Below are 18,787 nucleotides of genomic sequence, written 5' to 3' on the forward strand. Positions count from 1 at the left end.
ACGGGTGTCCCCATGCGGCTAACGGGTGGATTCGCTTCTAAAGCGCAGATACCGCCTAACCGGAGTTTCGAGCACGCTAGCGCCAGCGAACCCCTACGAGTCCACCCCAAACCGCACAAACAAAAACGAGGGGACCCCGACAAACGTCGGGATCCCCTCGCGAGTGCTCTCCGCTGCGCCTAAGCGCCGCGGTCAGAGCTAAAGAACGTTGAAGTCCTCAGTCTGCTTGATCAGGGCTTGCCTGCAGCAGCCTTGAGCTTCGAACCAGCCGAAAGCTTCACGGAGTAGCCAGCGGGAATCTGGATTTCCTCGCCGGTCTGCGGGTTGCGGCCCTTGCGAGCGGCACGTTCGGTGCGCTCAACGGACAGCCAGCCCGGGATGGTGAGCTTTTCGCCCTTGCTGACGACATCTGCGAAGGCGTCGAAGACACCATCGAGAACGTCGGAGACCTGCTTCTGGGTCAGGCCGGACTTGTCTGCAACTTCTGCGACAAGCTCGCTGCGGTTCTTAGCCATAAGAACGTCCTCCTCTAGGACTTAGGTTTCGGTATAACCGAGACGAACAGGAAAAACCTTACCAGCTCGACTTGGTAACGCCGGGAAGCTCGCCCTTGTGGGCCATTTCCCGGAAGCGAACACGGGAAACACCGAACTTGCGGAGGTAGCCGCGCGGACGACCGTCAACCTGGTCGCGGTTGCGCAGACGGACCGGCGAAGCATCGCGGGGCAGCTTCTGCAGACCCAGGCGTGCTTCCTCGCGCTGTTCGTCGGTGGAATCGGGGTGAACCAGCTGACGCTTGAGTTCAGCGCGGCGTTCAGCGTAGCGCTCGACGATGGCCTGGCGCTGCTTTTCGCGTGCGATCTTAGACTTCTTAGCCATTGACTATCAGCGCTCCTCGCGGAATTCGACGTGCTTGCGGACCACTGGGTCGTACTTCTTCATGACGATGCGGTCGGGGGTGTTGCGGCGGTTCTTCTTGGTCACGTAGGTGTAACCGGTTCCGGCCGTTGACTTCAGCTTGATGATGGGGCGTACGTCCTGTGCTTTTGCCATCAGAGCTTCACTCCCTTAGCGATGAGCTCGTTGACCACAGCGTCAATGCCGCGAGCGTCAATGACCTTGATGCCGCGGGTCGAAACCGTCAGCGTGACCTTGCGGCGCAGCGACGGCACGTAGTAGCGCTTCTTCTGAATGTTGATGTCGAACCGACGACGGGTGCGGCGGTTCGAGTGGGAGACGTTGTTCCCAAAACCAGGGGTGGCCCCGGTTACCTGGCAGACTGCTGCCATGACTCTCCTCCAGTTGACTTCTGCCGGCGGCGTTGTCCTCGCATTAAGTGCGTGAGGGCAGCCGCCGAGACATCTTCACAGTTCCACCGGGCTCGTTCCCCTGTCGGCGTTCGCGCCGACGTGAACACAGCGGTGGTTGCTCTTTGCCCGGTGAAGGGCTTGTGCGAAACCTTCGGGGTGGATAGTCCCTAGTTCCGACGATGTCTCACCAGCGTGTGTCAGGCCTGTGAGAGAAGGGCCTGTGCTCAGCATCGCTGTGTGAGCGCGTTGGGGCACAATTCGGCCACAACAGGGAATTATTCTAAACCGATGCGCGCCGATGCGCCAAATCGGACTGCAGCTCTGGTACAGCCGAGGCGCATCGGCGCTGCACCTTAGGCCAGCATGACCGCCGGGTCTTCGAGTGCGCGACCCACATCGGCGAGGAACTTCGAGATGATCTCGCCGTCGACCAGCCTGTGGTCTGCAGACACTGCCAGCGTGGTGATTTCGCGCGGCACGATTTCTCCGTCGACAACCCACGGGCGCTGGCGCACCTGGCCGAAGGCGAGGATGGCGGCCTCGCCGGGGTTGATGATGGGTGTTCCGGCATCCACGCCGAACACTCCGACGTTGGTGATGGTGATGGTTCCGCCGGTCTGCGCAGCCGGGGTGGTCCGGCCGTCGCGCGCGGTGAGTGCCAGTTCGCGGATCTCTCCGGCAAGCTGACCCAGTCCCATCGCGTGGGCGTCCTTGATGTTCGGCACGACCAGGCCGCGCGGCGTTGCTGCCGCAATGCCCAGGTTGACGTAGTGCTTGACGACGATTTCGTCGCCCTCCAGCGAACTGTTGATCCGCGGGTTGCGGGCAACAGCCCAGGTCACAGCCTTGGCAACGACTGCCAGCGGCGACAGCTTTACATCGCCGAGAACGCCGGAGGCCTTGAAGCGGCGCACCAGTTCCATCGTGGCGGTCATGTCCACGTCGAGGAACTCGGTGACGTGCGGCGCGGTGAACGCCGAATCGACCATGGCCTGCGCCATGAACTTGGTGACGCCCTTGAACGGGATGCGCTCTTCGGTTCCCGGTGCGGCAGCAGCTGCCGAGGTGCCGGTCGCCGGGGCGGCCGCGGTGCTCGCCTGCCCGCTTTCCATGAAGTTCATGAGGTCGGCGCGGGTGACGATGCCGCCTTCGCCGGTTGCCGGGACATCGGCGAGGTTGATGCCGTTGTCCTTTGCGAGTTTGCGCACGGGCGGCTTGGCCAGGGCGTGTCCGGCACGGGCCGGGGCCGCGGGCTCTGGCTGGGCTGCCGGCTTGGCTTCAGCTGCTGGGGCCGCTGCCGGCGCTGCCGCCGGAGCCTGCTGTCCCTTGCGGGGGCGGCGGCGCTTGGACTGCGCGGTCGTTCCGTAGCCCACGAGGTTAGGGCCGGAGCCTTCATCAGCAGCGCTGTCATCGGCAGCGTCCGCTGCGGGAGCGTCACCGGACGAGGTGCCATCGCCTTCGAACTGGAGGATCGGGGTGCCGACTTCGACGGTCTGGCCTTCCTCTACCAGCAGCTTGGCGATCACACCGGCGTGCGGGCTGGGCAGTTCGACGAGCGATTTAGCGGTTTCGATTTCGACGAGGATCTGGTTGACCGTGACGGTGTCGCCCTCCGCGACCTTCCACGAAATGATGTCAGCTTCGGTCAGCCCCTCGCCCGGGTCGGGCAGGAGAAATGTGTCTGTCATTGGGTTCCTTAGAAGTCCATAGCGCGGTCGACGGCATCGAGAATGCGGTCGAGGTCGGGCAGGTAGTGCTGTTCGAGCTTCGAACCGGGGTACGGGGCGTGCGGTGCGCCGACTCGCAGCACGGGAGCTTCGAGGTGGTAGAAGCAGCGTTCACTGATCCGTGCGGCGATTTCCGACCCCAGGCCCAAGAAGACGGGGGCTTCATGGGCGACTACCAGACGGCCCGTCTTCTTCACGGACTCTTCGATGACCGGGAAGTCGATGGGGTTGAGGCCGCGCAGGTCGATGACTTCGAGGTCAACGCCCTCTTCGGCCGCAGCGGCCGCGGCGTCGAGCGCCTGCGGAACGAGCGGACCGTAGGCCACGAGCGTGCAGTCCTTGCCGGGGCGGGCGATGTGCGCGCTGTAGGCGGTGGTTGCGGGGTTGTCGAGGTCGACGTCGCCGCGCAGCCAGTACTGGCGCTTGGGCTCGAAGAAGATGACCGGGTCGGGGCTCTTGATGGCTTCCTGGATCATCCAGTAGGCGTCGTTCGCATTCGACGGCGTCATGATCTTGAGCCCTGCGTGGTGGGCGAAGACCGTTTCGGGGCTTTCCGAGTGGTGTTCGGGTGAGCCGATGCCGCCGCCGTAGGGTATGCGGATGACGACCGGCACATTGAGCTTTCCGCGGGTGCGCGCGTGGAGCTTCGCCAGCTGGGTCACGATCTGGTCGTAGGCCGGGAAGACGAACGCGTCGAACTGGATTTCGACAACCGGACGGTAGCCGCGGATGGCCATACCGATTGCGGTGCCGACAATGCCGGATTCGGCCAGGGGCGCGTCTATGACGCGCTGTTCGCCGAAGTCCTTCTGGAGGCCTTCTGTCACACGGAAGACACCGCCGAGCTTGCCGATGTCCTCACCGATGAGAACGACCTTGGAGTCTTCTTCCATGGCCTTGCGAAGGCCCGCGGTGATGCCCTTGGACAGTGGCATCTTCTGGATCGAGTCGAGGGTGGAAACTGCGGTCACAGTGCACCTTCCTCTGCGAACGAGTCGAGGTATTCGAGGTACTCGCGCTGTTCGGCTTCGATGAGAGGGTGCTTTTCAACGAACACGGAGTCGAACATCTCTGACGGTGCCGGAGGTTCCATGGCCATGCATGCCGCGCGGATGCGGGCTGCGAGAGCATCCGCTTCTTCGTCGACCTCATCGAAGAACTTCTGGTCGGCGTAGTCCTCGTGATGCAGGAAGCGGCGAACCCGGTCGATCGGGTCCTTTTCGAGCCACGATTCCGTCAGTGCGTCCGAACGGTACTTGGTGGGGTCGTCAGCCGTGGTGTGTGCCCCCATGCGGTAGGTGAACGCTTCGATCAGCATGGGGCCCAGGCCTGCGCGAATCGAGTCGGCGCTGGCCTTCGCCACGGAGTACATGGCCAGAACGTCGTTGCCGTCGACGCGCACACCGGGCACGCCGAAGCCGGTTCCGCGCTTGAACAGCGGGGCTGCCATCTGCGCGGAGTTCGGTTCCGAAATGGCGAACTGGTTGTTCTGGATGAAGAACAGGACGGGTGCGTGGAAGACCGCTGCGAAGTTGAGGCCTTCAGAAACGTCGCCCTGGCTGGTGGCACCGTCGCCCATGCAGGCGACCGAGATGGTGTCGCGGTCGAGGTCGCCGGTGGCGACGTCGCCGTCGAACTTCACGCCCATGGCGTAGCCGGTGGCGTGCAGAACCTGCGAGCCGATGACAATCGTGTAGGTGTGGAAGCGGTTTTCCTGCGGGTCCCAGCCACCGTGGTGCTGGCCGCGGAACATACCCAGCAGCGTTTCGGGTTCAACCCCGCGGCACCATGCCAGACCGTGTTCACGGTAGGTGGGGAACACGAAGTCCTGTTTGCGCAGTGCGCGGCCCAGTCCGATCTGCGCTGCTTCCTGGCCCTTGAGCGGGGCCCACAGGCCCAGCTGTCCCTGACGCTGCAGGGCATTGCCCTCTGCGTCTACTCGACGGATGAGCACCATGTCCCGGTAGAACTCCCGCATGTCCTCGCCTGTGAGGTCTGCTGCGTAGGAATCGTACTCTCCGGAGCGGACTCGCTTGCCTTCCGGCGAAAGCATCTGAATCATCGGACGATCTGAATCTTGTGCAGTATTGGTGTTGCCTGCGAGATTCGAAGTCATAGCTTCTCCTCTAGTCGTGGCCGAGTGGCTTGTGGCCTCTTTGCCAAACCAACCGAGCGCTCGGCTGTTTGCCTAGGCGTCGGTGACGCGTTTCACATTGTGAACACAATCTAACGGAAGTGACGACCTATGCCAAGATGAGCGCTTATTTTTCCTTCCGGACCCCTTCGAATTCGCGTGACTCTTCGACCGTGCCGCCAAGAAAATCGCGGTTGTCTTTCGAGAACTGCACAACATCGGGCTGTCTGCTCTTCTCGAGATCGCGGATGACCTCAGTGTACGCATCAGATGAGTGCGCACCCAGAGGGCTGTCGACGGGTGGTGAGTCGGCGATGATGGTGGTCCAGTTGCGCTTGTCTGGGTTGTCAGTGCCGTCGAGTGCCGGAATCACGTCCCGGTCCTGTTCGATGGACAGCACCTTGGTGTTGCCGACGTCGAAGCGCCCTATGGGGCTGCCCACCGTAACCACCTGCCTCACGTTCGCCTGCTTGCGGAATTCGGGATCGGCGGCCAACGATGCCGCAACAATCCCGCCCTGCGAATAGCCGACGAACATGATTTCGTCATCCGGCCCGATGCCGCTTTCCTTTATTGCCGTCCTCACCACGTGGCGCATGGCGGATTCGCGCTGGGCCATGGTCTGCACGTTCGTAGCGGTGTCCGTTGTGTTGCGCCCTCCTTTGACACTCCAGTCAGTTGTTGCGGGCACATACACGATGTAGCGCTTCTTCCCGTCCGGCCCACGCACGGCGTCCACCCGAACCCTACCGTTGTCGCGTCCGGAGTGCGCAGCGACTTCACGTTCGTACAGACCTGACAGGGAACGCGGCGACCCACCGGGCGTCGCCTTGTAGGAGCGGACCTCCGGCGGTTCTGTCGGGAAGGCTCCGCTGGCTTCGCCCGTCCTGGCCAAAGAGCGCGTGAGCGGACCGGCTCGCATCGCTTCGATGATCGGAGGCAGCGGGGGCAGACCGAGCAGGCCAGTGGCGAAACCGGAAAGTCCCGAATCGAGGACTCTGCTGAAAGCGCCCGTGTTGTCTGCCAGCGCCTGTTCAAAGATCCCGCGGGCTGCCGCCATGGCCTTCTTGCCGAATTCGGGGCTGTTGCCGGTGGCAAGCGTGACAAGGCCATCTGCCGCCGCAATCCATCCGGCCGCTGTCAGCGCTGTGATGGCGGCCGGCACCGCCCATAGGGGTGCTGTCACCCGCACTGCGACGCCGAAGCCCCACCCGGCCGCCCAACTGCCGACCTGCTGCGCCGCTCGAGCCGCGGAATCCGCCGTTTCATAGCCTGCTGCCGCCAGCAGCGCCTGCGTGCCAAGCTTCGTAATGCTGTCACTGAGCCCGCGTGTGCGCATGAAGAACGCAGTGCAGGCGTATTCAACCTTCGCCCACGTCACTGGCGAATCCAGCAGTGAGCTCACGCCCGGCGGCGGTGGGGTTGCCCGCACGAGGTCTCCGACGGTGCCGCCCAGACTTTCGAGCGCACCTCCGGCACTGCGAATGTTTTCCAGTCGGGCAGAGAATCCGCGCTCACCTCCGATGACCCTCATGATTCGACCCATTCATAAGCCGCGGCGAGCGCTGCGTCGAGAACCGCGACAGTGGCAGCGGGACGGTCGGCGGCAGTGAATTCGACGTGCTCAAACACATGTCCCGGCTGGCCTTCAGGTGTAAGCGCACCCACGGCGAAAACGCCGGCACTGTAGCCGGCGGCGAGTATGTCGCCGAATATCTGCGGAAGGTCGCCCAGATCGCAGAAGGTTCCCCGCAGCAGACGGCCGCGCACGGCCTCACCCAGGTCTGCCGGAACACCGTCGGCGCCTAAATCACCGCTGTCCCGACGCACGATGACCGCGGCGGTTGCCGGATCGAACACCGCGTGGATTACCAGCGTGCCCGGCGGCCCGCACGCATAGGCGGAAAAGACAAAGGGGCTCGAGGCGAAGGCCACTGCGAACGCAAGCTCGGCACCGTCGACGGGCTCCCCAGGGGAGCCCTTACGACTGCCCCCGCCATCCGCGCACTCCCCACCAACGCACGAGGTGCCACTCCCCTCCCCCGGAACCGGCACCTCGTCAGCTGGATCACCAAGATCCGGTTCCTTCAGAGTCGGCACGACCCCGGCTGGCAGGAGCGCGACGAGGTCCGGCGGCAGTTCGGCAAAAGCGCGAGGGTCAAGATCGAGCCACGTCATGGCGCCACCTGCCTGACGTGCTCGGCGAAGGCGAGCACGACCTCGCCTGCCATGCGCTCAGCCTCAGAGCAGGCTCGTGCGCGTTCCCGCAGCTGCCAGCGGAAGGCGTCAGCGGCAGCACCCTCCCAGTAATCGGGATCAGCTGCGGCGACAGCCCGTGCCAACACCGCCCATTCGGCGCTGGCGGCTTCCCATTGCTTCATCATTGCGTGCAGTTCGTCCATGGCCCGATCTTCTGCACCGCCGGCACACAGCCACCAGATCCCGCAGCGCCCTGTGGACAAGCCTGCAGTTGTCCACAGCCGGTCGACACTCAGCCGCACACTCCCCAGCAACACGGATAGGGTGTGCCCGTGACTGCCGAACAGCGAACCCCCGCCGAAGTTCTCGATTCCGTCTTCGGCTATTCGTCGTTTCGGGGCCAGCAGGAAGAGATCATCGAGCACCTATGCACAGGCGGTGACGCGGTAGTCCTCATGCCCACCGGCGGCGGGAAGTCGCTGTGCTACCAGATTCCGGCCCTCGTGCGTCCCGGAACCGGCGTGGTCATTTCGCCCCTCATCGCGCTCATGGAGGACCAGGTTGTGGCCCTCGAAGCGCTCGGGGTCAAGGCCGCCTACCTCAATTCGAGCCTGAGCCCGGAAGAGGCGCACGAGGTGCAGGCCCGGTTCCGCTCAGGTGATTTGGATCTTCTGTACTTGGCTCCCGAAAGGCTCGTCCAGGAAAGGACGCTTCGCCTCCTCGAACAGACAGAGGTTTCGCTGTTTGCCATTGATGAGGCGCACTGTGTGTCCCAGTGGGGTCATGATTTTCGGACTGACTACCTGGGTTTGTCGGTTCTGCATGAGCGTTTTCCCACCGTGCCGCGTGTCGCGCTGACGGCAACCGCCGCCCCGGCTGCCCATGATGAACTGACGCGGCGGTTGGCCATGGGTGAGGCGCGTCATTTTGTTTCGAGTTTTGATCGGCCGAACATTCAGTACCGGATTGCGGAGAAGACGTCCCCGCGCCGGCAGCTGGTGGAGCTGATCAAGGATGAGCATCCGGGTGAGGCGGGCATTGTCTACTGTCTGTCACGCAAATCCACGGAGCAGTTTGCGGATTACCTGTGTGAGCAGGGCATTGATGCGCTTGCCTATCACGCGGGTTTGCCGCAGGAGGAGCGTTCGGCCCGGCAGGCCAGGTTCTTACGCGAGGACGGCGTTGTCATGGTCGCCACGATTGCGTTCGGCATGGGCATTGACAAACCGGATGTGCGCTTTGTTGCCCACGTGGATCTGCCGAAGTCCGTTGAGGGCTATTACCAGGAGACGGGCCGTGCTGGCCGTGATGGTCTGCCGGCGACCGCGTGGATGGTGTACGGCTTGGGCGATGTTGTGGCTCAGCGCAGGCTGATCAGTCAGTCGGAGGGTTCGCCGCAGCACCGGCAGAACTTGAGCCGGCATTTGGATTCGATGCTGGCCCTGTGTGAGTCGCTCACGTGCCGCCGTCAGCAGATTCTGCAGTACTTCGGCGAGGAATCCGGCCCGTGCGGCAACTGCGATACGTGCCTTAATCCGCCGCAGGCGTGGGATGCGACGGTGGCGGTGCAGATGCTGCTGTCGACCATCATCCGCTTGGAGCGCGAGCGCGGTCAGCGGTTCGGCACGGGGCAGATCATCGATGTGCTGCGCGGCAAGAACAATCCGCGCTCGGACGAATCTGACCACAAGAGCCTGTCGGTGTGGGGCATCGGCGCTGATCTGAGCGAAGCCCAGTGGCGTTCGGTGTTCAGGCAGACCACGGCCCGCGGCTGGACCGTGCCGGTCAGCGAGTACGGCGTGTTCATGGTCGATGCTTCTGCCGACCCGGTGCTGCGCGGTGAGGTCAGGGTCGAACTGGCCAAGCCGAAGAGGCAGACCAGGGCGAGCTCCGCCTCGTCAGGGAGTGTGCGGAAGTACCACCTGACAGAAGACCAGGAGGAGATCTTCAACCGGCTGCGCGCCTGGCGGAAGACCACTGCGGCAACCGCCGGTGTCCCCGCCTACGTGGTGTTCCCGGATGCGGCACTCATGCACATTGCGATTGCCCAGCCGCAGTCGCTGGCTGCTCTGCGGAAGGTCAGCGGGGTCGGCGACAAAAAGCTCGAGGCGTATGGAACCGAGGTCGTGGAAATCGTCACCGGAGCGGACGTGGGATGATGGGGCTATGACTCGCGTGACTTTGGCTGATCTTGACCCCGCTATTGCCCTGAGCCCGCTTGATGGCCGCTATCGTGCCGATGCGGCGGGCCTCGTCGACTACCTGTCTGAGGCCGCACTCAACCGCGACCGCATCCACGTGGAAGTGGAATGGCTGATCCACCTGTCGGAAAACGGTGTGATCGACGGTGTGCGCGCTGTGACGGACGAAGAGAAGGCCGGCCTGCGCGGTCTGGTCGAGAACTTTGACGCTGACACGATTGCCAAGCTCAAGGACATTGAGAAGGTCACGGTGCATGACGTCAAGGCAGTCGAGTACGTCATCAAGGACCGCCTGGCTGAGCTGGGCGGGGATGACCTGCGCGAGTTCGTGCACTTCTGCTGCACCTCCGAAGACATCAACAACCTGTCCTACGCCCTGGGGCTCAAGGGCGCGGTGGAGAACCAGTGGCTGCCGCGGGCCGAAGCTCTCATTGATCAGCTGACGGACATGGCGCAGGAACTCGCGGACGTTCCGATGCTCGCCCACACGCACGGTCAGCCGGCCACGCCGACCACCATGGGCAAGGAAATCGCGGTGACCGCACACCGCCTGGCCCGCCAGTTCAAGCGGATCAAGGACACTGTCTACCTGGGCAAGATCAACGGTGCGACCGGCACCTACGCAGCCCACTCGGTCGCGGTTCCCGGCGCTGACTGGCCGGAGATCGCCCGCAGCTTCGTGGAAGACCGCCTGGGGCTTACGTTCAACCCGCTGACCACACAGATCGAATCGCATGACTTCCAGGCGGAGCTGTACTCCGACATCGACAGGTTCAACCGGATCGCCCACAACCTGGCGACAGACTTCTGGACCTACATTTCGATGAACTACTTCAAGCAGATCCCCGTTGAGGGTGCGACCGGTTCGTCAACGATGCCGCACAAGGTCAACCCCATCCGCTTTGAGAACGCAGAAGCGAACCTCGAAGTGTCCTGCGCTCTGCTGAACACCCTGGCCGACACGCTTGTCACCAGCCGCCTGCAGCGCGACCTGACGGACTCCACCATGCAGCGCAACATCGGTGTGGCGTTCGGCCACTCGATCCTGGCGATGAACAACCTGGTCAAGGGCCTGAAGATGCTCGACATCAACCAGGAAGAGCTCAACGCCGACCTCGAAGGCAACTGGGAAGTGCTCGGCGAAGCCGTCCAGTCGGTCATGCGCGCGGCCTACCTGCGCGGTGTTCCCGGCATGGAAAACCCCTACGAAAAGCTCAAGGAGCTCACGCGGGGCCACCGGATCGGCCAGGCTGACCTGCAGGAATTCACTGCGGGCCTGGGTCTGCCGGAAGACGACGCCGAGCGTCTGAAGGAACTGCGCCCGCAGACCTACATCGGTCAGGCCCGCCAGCTTGCCGCCGATCACGCCGAACGCTGGAGCGCGCTGAAGAACGGCTGACCGTGCTGCCCACTGTCAGCTGACCCCAACAAAAACTGACGAGGTGCCGCTCACCTGGAGCGGCACCTCGTCAGTTTTTCTGTGTGTGCGGTTCTGTGTGTGTTTCGGTTCCGTGTGCGAGAACCGGATCACGAGGCCCGGCGTGCGGCCCGCTCCACGAGGAAGCGGTCATAGGCCAGCCGCACGAAAGACTCCGTGAAATCTGGGTGGTCGACGGTTTCGCGCAGCATGTCCGCGATTTCGTGGAAGTAGTCGGCGGCGTGCAGCGGCACCACCGCGAGTTCTTCCGCGACAGCACGCGTGAAGACCGTCGTGTCGAAGGTCCGGCCGTCAGTGAGTTCGACGCTGTTGCGCAGCCACTGCCACAGCTGGCTGTGGGATAGTTCCGCCGCGGCGGTGCCGATGATGCGGCCGTCTTCGCGGTACTCGCCCAGACCCGACAGGTAGGTGTCGGTGTAGCCGAGTACACGACGGATGTTGGCGTGAACATCGTCGATGCTGATGTTCGGGGTGCGGGCACCCACGATGAGGGCGGTGCGGCCAGGATCTGTGGTCGGCTGGGTTTCGCCGGCGGCCACGTGGGCGCGGGTGGTGTTCAGGAGTTCGCGGGCTTCTTCGACGAGGGCGGGGTCGCCCACGCGGATGCGAGTCATCTCAGGCCGCGTGGAGTCGTATTCAGCGCTGAACAAGGCGCCGTGTGCTGCGCTGAGAGCTGCCGCGCGGTCCAGCAGAGCGGTGACGGACGGTTCATCGTAGTTAAGCGTCGTCCAGTCGTCGAACGAAATGTCTGCGAAGTCGCGGGCTGCGGAAATGAGCGAGGACATGTAGGCGCGCACACCGGTTGTGACGGTTTCGCAGTGCTCGCGCAGGGCAAAGAGAATGTCCTCAAGGAAGGACGCACCGCCGAAGGTGTCCACCTGGACGGTGGCGCGGATGAAGCCGCGCTCAAAGCCCATGCGGTCTTCCGCGTAGGCGAAGACGCTGTTCCACAGGGCGGCTTCCGCTGCGGTTTCGATGCCCGGCAGGTGCACCCGCAGGTGTTCACCGCGCATGTACAGGCCGGCTGCGTTGTGGAAGAAGAACAGGCCGAAGTCAACCAGACCGGCAACTGAGCGGACGCGCCGACCGGAGTCGGACTCCCACACCAGGTGGGCTTCGCGGGCGTGGAGGTCACGCGGGCGGATGCTCACCTTCGGCATCTGCCGAGTGCGGATGCTTACCCGGTGACCGTTGTGCGGATCGACGGCGAAAGCCTCTCCCCGCACAACGGCCCTCAGGTTCTGCTGAGCGGTGACGACGTTCTTCCACCGGTGGCTCAAACCGGTGTGGAAGTCAGCCACCCACAGCTGTGCTCCCGAACGCAGCGCGTCGGAAATCTGCTGACCCAGAGCAGGAGCAACCACCTCGACAAAGCCGGTGCTGGTGTCGGTGCTGCGGGAGGTCTCGCCCGAGATCCCGGCGGTGCGCGGGACGTCGGCGTCGGCAGTGCCAGCCGGGGTGTCTGGGGAGGAACAGACATCCTGACCGGCACCGACAACGCGGAAGCCCGGCATCGTGCGAGGATCTTCGTTGGACTCTCCCGAGGCGGACTGGACCGAGACCGGCTGCCCCGAGGCGGGGAGGCGACCCACGTCTGAACGAGACCGGGACACCTGCCGACCGTGCAGCACTGTGCGCAGTTCGGTCTCGAACTCACTGTGCAGAGCCGCAGCGAACTCGAGAGCCGGAGTGGAGAGCACTCGGCCGAACTCGGAAGTCTGGGTTCCGCGGACAATCATGCGAGACACGGTGTGTTCCTTTTCTGGGTTGACGTCGGCCCTGGTCAGCGCGTGGCTGCCGCCGTGGTGTGACTTGGCTGCCGCCGTGGAGTGGCTTGGCTGCCGCCGTGGCCGCCAGAGCCGACGTTCTAGGGGTTCTTCTGACGTGGGTCAGAACTGAGCGGACTCGGTGGAGCCCTTCATTGCGGTGGTCGAGGACTGCGGGTTGATGATGTTGGCAACCTGGTCGAAGTAGTCCACACCGACCTCGCGCTGATGGCGGGTTGCGGTGTAGCCGCGGTCTTCGGAGCCGAATTCGCGTTCCTGCAGTTCGACGTAGGCCTTCATCTGTTCGCGGGCGTAGCCGTGAGCCAGGTCGAACATCGAGTAATTGAGCGCGTGGAAGCCGGCCAGGGTGATGAACTGGAACTTGTAGCCCATCGCACCGAGTTCGCGCTGGAACTTGGCGATCGTGGAGTCGTCCAGGTGCTTCTTCCAGTTGAATGAAGGCGAGCAGTTGTAGGACAACATCTGGTCCGGGTATTCGGCCTTGACCGCTTCTGCGAACTGCTTGGCGACTTCGAGGTCAGGCGTCGAGGTCTCCATCCAGATCATGTCGGAGTACGGAGCGAATGCCTTGGCGCGGGCAATGCAGGGCTCGATGCCGTTCTTGACGCGGTAGAAGCCTTCCGCGGTGCGCTCACCCGTGATGTAGGGCTGGTCGCGCTCGTCAACGTCCGAGGTGATGAGGGTCGCTGCCTCTGCGTCGGTGCGGGCGATGATGAGCGAGGGCACGTTCTCGACGTCGGCTGCAAGGCGGGCCGTGTTGAGGGTGCGGATGTGCTGTGCGGTCGGGATGAGCACCTTGCCGCCCAGGTGGCCGCACTTCTTTTCCGAGCCCAGCTGGTCTTCCCAGTGGACACCTGCAGCGCCGGCGTTGATCATGCCGCGCATGAGTTCGTACACGTTCAGCGTGCCGCCGAAGCCTGCTTCAGCGTCAGCGACGATCGGAGCAAACCAGTCTTCGACAGTCTTCTTTCCGTCGGCCGTTTCGACCTGGTCAGCGCGCATGAGGGCGTTGTTGATGCGGCGCACAACGGCGGGAACCGAGTTGGCCGGGTACACCGACTGGTCGGGGTAGGTCTGGCCTGCGAGGTTTGCGTCTGCGGCAACCTGCCAACCGGACAGGTAGATGGCCTTCAGTCCGGCCTTGACCTGCTGGACGGCCTGGTTTCCGGTAAGCGCGCCGAGTGCGTTGACGAAGTCTTCCGTGTTGACCAGTTCCCACAGGCGTTCAGCACCGTGGCGGGCGATGGTGTGCTCTTCGATGAGCGAGCCGCGCAGTTTGACGACGTCTTCAGCCGTATAGTCGCGTTCGATGCCCTTCCAGCGGGGGTTTTCGTCCCAGTCCTTCTGGATTGCCGATGCGTTGTGCAGGTCAGTCATGGTTTCTCCTTTGTGAGCCGTTTGAGCCGTTGCACCGGGGAAGCGGTTGCCTCTGCTGAAGCTGGTGCCTCTCGGTCTGTGCCGTGGGGCTTGGGCCTCTGGGGCTTTGCCTTGGGCGGGTGCTGCCGGGTTCCGGTGTTGGATTCAATCTTTCTCTGTGATTCAGGTCTCCGAAAGACTTTTTCAAGAGAATTTCGACTGTTTTTCTGCCGTATAGAAATTGATGGCTTATTTTGTATTCGGTGCGATACTGGGTCTATGTCGAGCTCACCTGAGAACAGTTTTCTGCCCACCGGGTCCAGCCAGTCCGACCATGCGGAAGCTGACGCCCTGTCCATTGGCCTCAACCTGCGGCACTACCGCGGGCAGGCCGGGATGACGATGGCGGAACTCGGCGGCCTCGTGGGACGGGCGGCATCGCAGATCTCTGCTTTTGAAACCGGCAAACGCGCACCCAGCCTCGACATGCTCGGCTCTCTGGCCAGCGCGCTGGATGTTTCGGTTGACGACCTCCTCAACCCCACCCCGGCTGATCCTCGCGCAGCGCTGGAACTCGAAGTTGAGCGCCGTCAGAATTCTTCGCTGTACTCCGTCCTGGGCCTGCCGACGGTGCGGGCCAAATCACTGGGCAATGACGAACTCCAGGCGATTGCCTCACTACAGCGAGCCCTGGCAACAGTCTTGGAACAGCGGGCCGCAACACCGGAGGAAGCACGCCGAGCCAACCGAGTGCTGCGCGAAGAAATGCGCGCCCAAGACAACTATTTCCCGGACATCGAAGCCGCCGCAGCACAGCTGCTGGGCGCCATTGGGTCGGGCGACGGTCCCCTGTCACAGGCACAAACCGCCGCAATCGCCAACCACTTGGGCTTTTCCCTGCACTACGTGCCAGACCTCCCGGAGTCCACGCGGTCGGTGTCGGACACGCGCAATAAGAGGCTGTACCTGTCGAACGATTCACAGGCACTGGGCGATCCGCGCTCCCATGTGCTCACCGCTTTGGCTTCACACGTGCTCGGCCACACACCGCCGAAAAACTTCCAGGATTTCCTCCGTCAGCGCGTCGAAGTGAATTACCTGGCCGCAGCGCTGCTCGTGCCAGAAAAATCAGCCGTTGAACAGCTGCAGAACGACAAGAAAAACCGGAGTATTTCTATTGAGGAGCTGCGCGACCGTTTTTCGGTGTCCTACGAAACAGCCGCGCACAGGTTCACGAACTTGGCTACGCGCCACCTGGATCTTCCGGTGCACTTCATGAAGGTCGCCAAGACGGGAACCATTCATAAGGCTTACTCAAATGATGGGCTTCCCTTCCCCCAGGACCCCCTGGGCTCTGTCGAAGGGCAGTTTGCGTGCAAACGCTTCACATCGCGTGCCGTCTACCGGGTGGAAGACCGCTTCAGCCCGTACTTCCAGTACACGGACACCCCGGAGGGAACCTTCTGGTGCACCGCTCGAGTGCTGCCCGGAGGTGAGTACTCGATCAGCGTCGGCGTGCCGTTTGCCCACGTCAAGTGGTTCATGGGACAGGAAACACCCCACCGGTCGGTATCGAAGTGCCCGGACCCCAGCTGCTGTTCGCAGCCCCCTGAACAGCTCAGTGCCAAGTGGGAAGACGCCTCGTGGCCGGCAGCCCGAACCCACGCATCCCTCCTTGCCGCGGTCCCACCGGGAGCGTTCCCCGGTGTTGACCGCACCGAGGTCTACGCCTTCCTCGAGCGCCACGCGCCGACGGACACGGCAATCAATGCGAACAATGCAAGCGCGCCGATGAACCAAAGGATCACGTCGAGGTAAGTGAAGTCGTAGAACTGCCCAGGGCCGCCATAGGCTGTGATGGGCAGAGAGAAGATCGACATGAGCGTCGGCAGTGACAGCACTGCAAACAGGGTGAACAGCTTCCACGGCTGCGCGCAGCCGCTCAGTTCACGGGCGCGCAGGGCGCACGTGAGCGCTGCGGTCATAAGCAGCAGCGCCAGGATCTGAGAAGCAGGGAAGGCCACATTGTTGTTGAGGATGCCTTCGAGGAAGACCCCGAACACAGTCACGGCAAGCACTGCAGCATAGAGAATCGCGCACAGAAGCCAGGTCGATGCTCCTGCTGCCCGGGGACCGCGTTCGGCGGTGTCACCTGAGCCGCTGCTGGCGGTAGGAACGCTGCTGGCCGTCGGCGCGCTGCCAGCGGAAGCTTCGGCAGACAAGGTTGCGGGAAAGGCTGCGGCCAGGCAGATTGCTGCTGCAATGATGAGTGCCGGCAGGGCCACCAGCATGAGGAAGCCGGGAAATTCGCCGAACAGCGCCTTCTCTGCGCTGGTATCAAGCAGCACAAGGACACTGCCGATAACCGCGGACAGTCCTAAGCCGATGAGCGCGCCCTTGCGTCGCGAGGATTGGCCGTGCTGCTGCCCCGGTGCGGCGAGGACCATTGCGAGACCCGCCACTGCGAAAACGGCAGTTCCGATAAGGGCGAATCGGTAGGAAACAACGTCGAGGAGCCCATCACTGAAGCCGTTGATGCTTGCCGCAATGACAAACAGAGCCCCGGAAACAAGCCACAGTGAGCCACCGGGCTTTCTACTCGAATCACGCATTGATTTCCCTTTCCAGACCAGGACGCGCAGCTCTGGTTCGGTGCTTCCCTGCACTCAAGCTGCGCTTCTCAGCGGCGTTTCTCAGCGGCCTCGGCGCTCCTGCGCTGCCGAAGTCAGATTCGCTCAGCTTAACCTGCAAGCGGCGAGTCAGCCGCGTTTTGCGGCGACGATTTCGCGGGCCTGGGCTACAGCGTCCGGCAGTGAGGCAATGATGTAGTCGTCTTCGCGCAGTGATGACAGGACACCGGTCGAGGTCGCCAGGTGTTTGTGCCGTTCTTGCAGACCTTTGACGATCACGGTGATCTTGCGCCTGCCGAACACTTTGATGAGTTCGGCGAGCACACGAGCGCCGGAAGAGTCCATGAACCGCAGCTGGGACAGCTTGAGGATGACGACGTCAACGTCGTTGATGCCCTCGATTGCTTCGACGGCGGTGAGAATGCGGTCGCCGATGCCGAAGTACAGCGCCCCGTCGAAGCGGACGATCGCAATGTGCTTGTCTTCCGGCTGGTGGGGTTCCGGGATCTCTTCGTGTTCGACAGCAGCGGTTTTCGACAGGGCGCGCAGTGCGAACACTGCGGTGACCGCAATGCCGATGAGCACCGCGAAGATCAGGTCGAAGGACACCGTAATGAGTGCTGTGAGGGCGAAGATGAACGCGTCCTGCCGGCTGCTTCGGATGATCTTGCCGGCGTTGTGGTAGTCGACCATGTTGACGGCTGTCACCAGCAGAACGCCGGCGAGCGCGACCATCGGGATCTGGCTGACCAGCCCTGATGCCAGGTAGACGACACCGGCAAGGAACAGCGCGTGGACGATGGCGGCCAGGCGGGTTCGGGCGCCCGCGCGGACGTTGACTGCTGTGCGGGCGATGGCACCGGTTGCGGGCATGCCGCCGAAGAAGCCGGAAGCGACCCCGGCCAAGCCCTGGCCGAGCAGTTCACGGTCACCGTCATAGGCTCCGGCCGATGTCATGCCGGAGGCCACGCGGGCTGACAGCAGGGATTCGATGGCGGTGAGTGCTGCAACCGCGAATGCGGGGCCGATGAGTGCTTGCAGCAGCGCAAGATCGGCGTCCGGCGCACTCGGTGCGGGAAGTGATGTGGGCAGTTCCCCGATCACGGCGAGAGGCGCCTCGGCGACCTGAGCAATGACCGCGACCGCGATGATCGCGAGGATCGAACCGGGCAGGCGTTCGTGCAGGCGGGTTGACCCAACCATGATGATGGCCACAACGGCGACCATGGCCAGTGACCACAGCATTTGGGTGGTGTTGATGTGGGCGAAGGATTGGACGGCCGCGATGATGGCGTTTGTCGACTCTCCCGGCTCTGACCCCAGGGCCGCGGGCACTTGCTGCATGAAGATGATGATCGCGATGCCCAGCGTGAAGCCCTCGATGACGGGCCACGGGATGAAGGCAACCACGCGCCCTAGTTTGAGCACGGCGGCGGCGATCACCAGGATTCCGCCCATGATGGCCACAATCGGCAGTGCCTGATAGCCGAATTCGGTGGCGATTGGCAGGAGGATGACGACCATGGCGCCGGTCGGACCGGACACCTGCACGTGGGAACCGCCGAAGATTGCGGCGACAAAACCTGCCACGACCCCGGTGATGAGCCCCATTTCGGCGGGTGCTCCACTGGCAATTGCGAAGGCCAGTGCCAAGGGGATCGCAACAATGCCGACGGTGATGCCGGCCATGATGTCGCGCAGCCAGCTGGAGCGCAGCTCAGCGTAGTCAGACAGGCGTGGCGACAGACGAGCCACTCGCAGTGCCGCTGCTTCTGCCCGCTGTCCCATGAATCTGCTCCTTGTGTCTGCGCTGTGCCCGGTGTCTGCGCTGTGCCCGCGCGCCGAACCTGCTGCGGGCCCTGGTGAGGGACCCTCACCTGGAGTTTATAGGCGGACCGGGCAGGCGCCTCGTGATGTGCGGTAGAAAACCACGAGGCGCCAGATGGCTCGGTCTTCTTTCGCGGCCGGGTGCGGGCCTGCTGGTGGCGCGCCTGGTGGCGGGGCC

At 63.4% G+C, this 18,787-nt stretch carries 17 protein-coding genes; 3 read left to right on the top strand and 14 right to left on the bottom strand.

All coding sequences use genetic code 11. From position 1 onward, the window contains the following. Window positions 1–230 precede the first annotated feature (230 nt). From HMPREF3092_RS05475 to HMPREF3092_RS05520, 10 genes are all read right to left on the bottom strand, one after another. Window positions 231–515, bottom strand: coding sequence for an HU family DNA-binding protein (locus HMPREF3092_RS05475; protein WP_019174298.1), 285 nt, complete (start codon window positions 513–515; stop codon window positions 231–233). 58 nt (window positions 516–573) lie between these two features. Continuing rightward, window positions 574–879: a 30S ribosomal protein S14 gene (gene rpsN / locus HMPREF3092_RS05480; protein ID WP_019174297.1), complete on the bottom strand. Its 306-nt coding sequence runs from the start codon at window positions 877–879 to the stop codon at window positions 574–576. Between the two features lie 6 nt (window positions 880–885). After that, entirely contained in the window at window positions 886–1,053 is a 168-nt protein-coding gene (rpmG, locus tag HMPREF3092_RS05485; RefSeq protein ID WP_019174296.1) for a 50S ribosomal protein L33, read from the bottom strand. Beyond that, on the bottom strand, window positions 1,053–1,289 hold the full coding sequence (gene rpmB / locus HMPREF3092_RS05490) for a 50S ribosomal protein L28 (protein WP_019174295.1): 237 nt from the start codon (window positions 1,287–1,289) through the stop codon (window positions 1,053–1,055). Before rpmB ends, rpmG begins: the two co-directional genes overlap by 1 nt. Window positions 1,290–1,663: 374 nt before the next feature. Continuing rightward, on the bottom strand, window positions 1,664–2,998 hold the full coding sequence (locus HMPREF3092_RS05495; protein WP_070424115.1) for a dihydrolipoamide acetyltransferase family protein: 1,335 nt from the start codon (window positions 2,996–2,998) through the stop codon (window positions 1,664–1,666). A gap of 8 nt (window positions 2,999–3,006) precedes the next feature. Continuing rightward, window positions 3,007–3,972: an alpha-ketoacid dehydrogenase subunit beta gene (locus HMPREF3092_RS05500; RefSeq protein WP_040377070.1), complete on the bottom strand. Its 966-nt coding sequence runs from the start codon at window positions 3,970–3,972 to the stop codon at window positions 3,007–3,009. Between the two features lie 32 nt (window positions 3,973–4,004). After that, complete coding sequence (gene pdhA / locus HMPREF3092_RS05505) at window positions 4,005–5,153, bottom strand: pyruvate dehydrogenase (acetyl-transferring) E1 component subunit alpha (protein WP_019174292.1); 1,149 nt, start codon at window positions 5,151–5,153, stop codon at window positions 4,005–4,007. Between the two features lie 145 nt (window positions 5,154–5,298). Then, complete coding sequence (locus HMPREF3092_RS05510; protein WP_070424116.1) at window positions 5,299–6,705, bottom strand: lipase family protein; 1,407 nt, start codon at window positions 6,703–6,705, stop codon at window positions 5,299–5,301. Beyond that, on the bottom strand, window positions 6,702–7,349 hold the full coding sequence (locus HMPREF3092_RS05515) for a hypothetical protein (protein ID WP_070424117.1): 648 nt from the start codon (window positions 7,347–7,349) through the stop codon (window positions 6,702–6,704). Before HMPREF3092_RS05515 ends, HMPREF3092_RS05510 begins: the two co-directional genes overlap by 4 nt. Then, a complete protein-coding gene (locus HMPREF3092_RS05520; protein WP_070424118.1) occupies window positions 7,346–7,573 on the bottom strand; it encodes a hypothetical protein in 228 nt (75 codons plus the stop codon). Before HMPREF3092_RS05520 ends, HMPREF3092_RS05515 begins: the two co-directional genes overlap by 4 nt. Before the next feature lie 123 nt (window positions 7,574–7,696). Between HMPREF3092_RS05520 and recQ the strand changes: the two genes are divergently transcribed. Further along, window positions 7,697–9,529 carry a DNA helicase RecQ gene (recQ, locus tag HMPREF3092_RS05525; RefSeq protein WP_070424119.1) on the top strand — a complete coding sequence of 611 codons (1,833 nt, stop codon included), beginning with the start codon at window positions 7,697–7,699 and terminating at the stop codon, window positions 9,527–9,529. Window positions 9,530–9,536: 7 nt separating this feature from the next. Further along, the gene (gene purB, locus HMPREF3092_RS05530) at window positions 9,537–10,970 is read left to right on the top strand and encodes an adenylosuccinate lyase (protein ID WP_019174284.1); all 1,434 of its coding nucleotides are present in this window, start codon (window positions 9,537–9,539) and stop codon (window positions 10,968–10,970) included. 128 nt (window positions 10,971–11,098) lie between these two features. Here the strand turns inward: purB and HMPREF3092_RS05535 are convergent, their stop codons facing one another. Together HMPREF3092_RS05535 and aceA are read right to left on the bottom strand one after the other, a co-directional pair. Next, the gene (locus HMPREF3092_RS05535; protein WP_070424120.1) at window positions 11,099–12,748 is read right to left on the bottom strand and encodes an aldolase/citrate lyase/malate synthase family protein; all 1,650 of its coding nucleotides are present in this window, start codon (window positions 12,746–12,748) and stop codon (window positions 11,099–11,101) included. A gap of 150 nt (window positions 12,749–12,898) precedes the next feature. Beyond that, the gene (gene aceA / locus HMPREF3092_RS05540) at window positions 12,899–14,173 is read right to left on the bottom strand and encodes an isocitrate lyase (RefSeq protein WP_070424121.1); all 1,275 of its coding nucleotides are present in this window, start codon (window positions 14,171–14,173) and stop codon (window positions 12,899–12,901) included. A gap of 258 nt (window positions 14,174–14,431) precedes the next feature. On the opposite strand from aceA, the gene HMPREF3092_RS05545 reads away from it, so the two are divergent. Next, the gene (locus HMPREF3092_RS05545; protein ID WP_070424122.1) at window positions 14,432–15,970 is read left to right on the top strand and encodes a helix-turn-helix transcriptional regulator; all 1,539 of its coding nucleotides are present in this window, start codon (window positions 14,432–14,434) and stop codon (window positions 15,968–15,970) included. Here HMPREF3092_RS05545 and HMPREF3092_RS11200 read toward each other — a convergent pair. Further along, window positions 15,877–16,764, bottom strand: coding sequence for a hypothetical protein (locus HMPREF3092_RS11200; protein ID WP_141737962.1), 888 nt, complete (start codon window positions 16,762–16,764; stop codon window positions 15,877–15,879). The two genes, HMPREF3092_RS05545 and HMPREF3092_RS11200, sit on opposite strands and share 94 nt — an antisense overlap. 147 nt (window positions 16,765–16,911) lie before the next feature. Next, window positions 16,912–18,570 (bottom strand): SulP family inorganic anion transporter, encoded by a 1,659-nt coding sequence (locus HMPREF3092_RS05550; protein WP_070424123.1) that lies wholly within the window; start codon window positions 18,568–18,570, stop codon window positions 16,912–16,914. Between the last annotated feature and the right edge of the window lie 217 nt (window positions 18,571–18,787).

The sequence above is a fragment of the Brevibacterium sp. HMSC24B04 genome, from assembly GCF_001806835.1.
In the GTDB taxonomy this organism is placed as follows: domain Bacteria; phylum Actinomycetota; class Actinomycetes; order Actinomycetales; family Brevibacteriaceae; genus Brevibacterium; species Brevibacterium ravenspurgense.

Coding starts and splice junctions, on each gene's coding strand:
- HMPREF3092_RS05475 (WP_019174298.1), bottom strand. CDS start 515: ATGGCTAAGAACCGCAGCGAGCTTGTCGCAGAAGTTGCAGACAAGTCC.
- rpsN (WP_019174297.1), bottom strand. CDS start 879: ATGGCTAAGAAGTCTAAGATCGCACGCGAAAAGCAGCGCCAGGCCATC.
- rpmG (WP_019174296.1), bottom strand. CDS start 1,053: ATGGCAAAAGCACAGGACGTACGCCCCATCATCAAGCTGAAGTCAACG.
- rpmB (WP_019174295.1), bottom strand. CDS start 1,289: ATGGCAGCAGTCTGCCAGGTAACCGGGGCCACCCCTGGTTTTGGGAAC.
- HMPREF3092_RS05495 (WP_070424115.1), bottom strand. CDS start 2,998: ATGACAGACACATTTCTCCTGCCCGACCCGGGCGAGGGGCTGACCGAA.
- HMPREF3092_RS05500 (WP_040377070.1), bottom strand. CDS start 3,972: ATGCCACTGTCCAAGGGCATCACCGCGGGCCTTCGCAAGGCCATGGAA.
- pdhA (WP_019174292.1), bottom strand. CDS start 5,153: ATGACTTCGAATCTCGCAGGCAACACCAATACTGCACAAGATTCAGAT.
- HMPREF3092_RS05510 (WP_070424116.1), bottom strand. CDS start 6,705: ATGAGGGTCATCGGAGGTGAGCGCGGATTCTCTGCCCGACTGGAAAAC.
- HMPREF3092_RS05515 (WP_070424117.1), bottom strand. CDS start 7,349: ATGACGTGGCTCGATCTTGACCCTCGCGCTTTTGCCGAACTGCCGCCG.
- HMPREF3092_RS05520 (WP_070424118.1), bottom strand. CDS start 7,573: ATGGACGAACTGCACGCAATGATGAAGCAATGGGAAGCCGCCAGCGCC.
- purB (WP_019174284.1), top strand. CDS start 9,537: ATGACTCGCGTGACTTTGGCTGATCTTGACCCCGCTATTGCCCTGAGC.
- HMPREF3092_RS05535 (WP_070424120.1), bottom strand. CDS start 12,748: ATGATTGTCCGCGGAACCCAGACTTCCGAGTTCGGCCGAGTGCTCTCC.
- aceA (WP_070424121.1), bottom strand. CDS start 14,173: ATGACTGACCTGCACAACGCATCGGCAATCCAGAAGGACTGGGACGAA.
- HMPREF3092_RS05545 (WP_070424122.1), top strand. CDS start 14,432: ATGTCGAGCTCACCTGAGAACAGTTTTCTGCCCACCGGGTCCAGCCAG.
- HMPREF3092_RS11200 (WP_141737962.1), bottom strand. CDS start 16,764: ATGCGTGATTCGAGTAGAAAGCCCGGTGGCTCACTGTGGCTTGTTTCC.
- HMPREF3092_RS05550 (WP_070424123.1), bottom strand. CDS start 18,570: ATGGGACAGCGGGCAGAAGCAGCGGCACTGCGAGTGGCTCGTCTGTCG.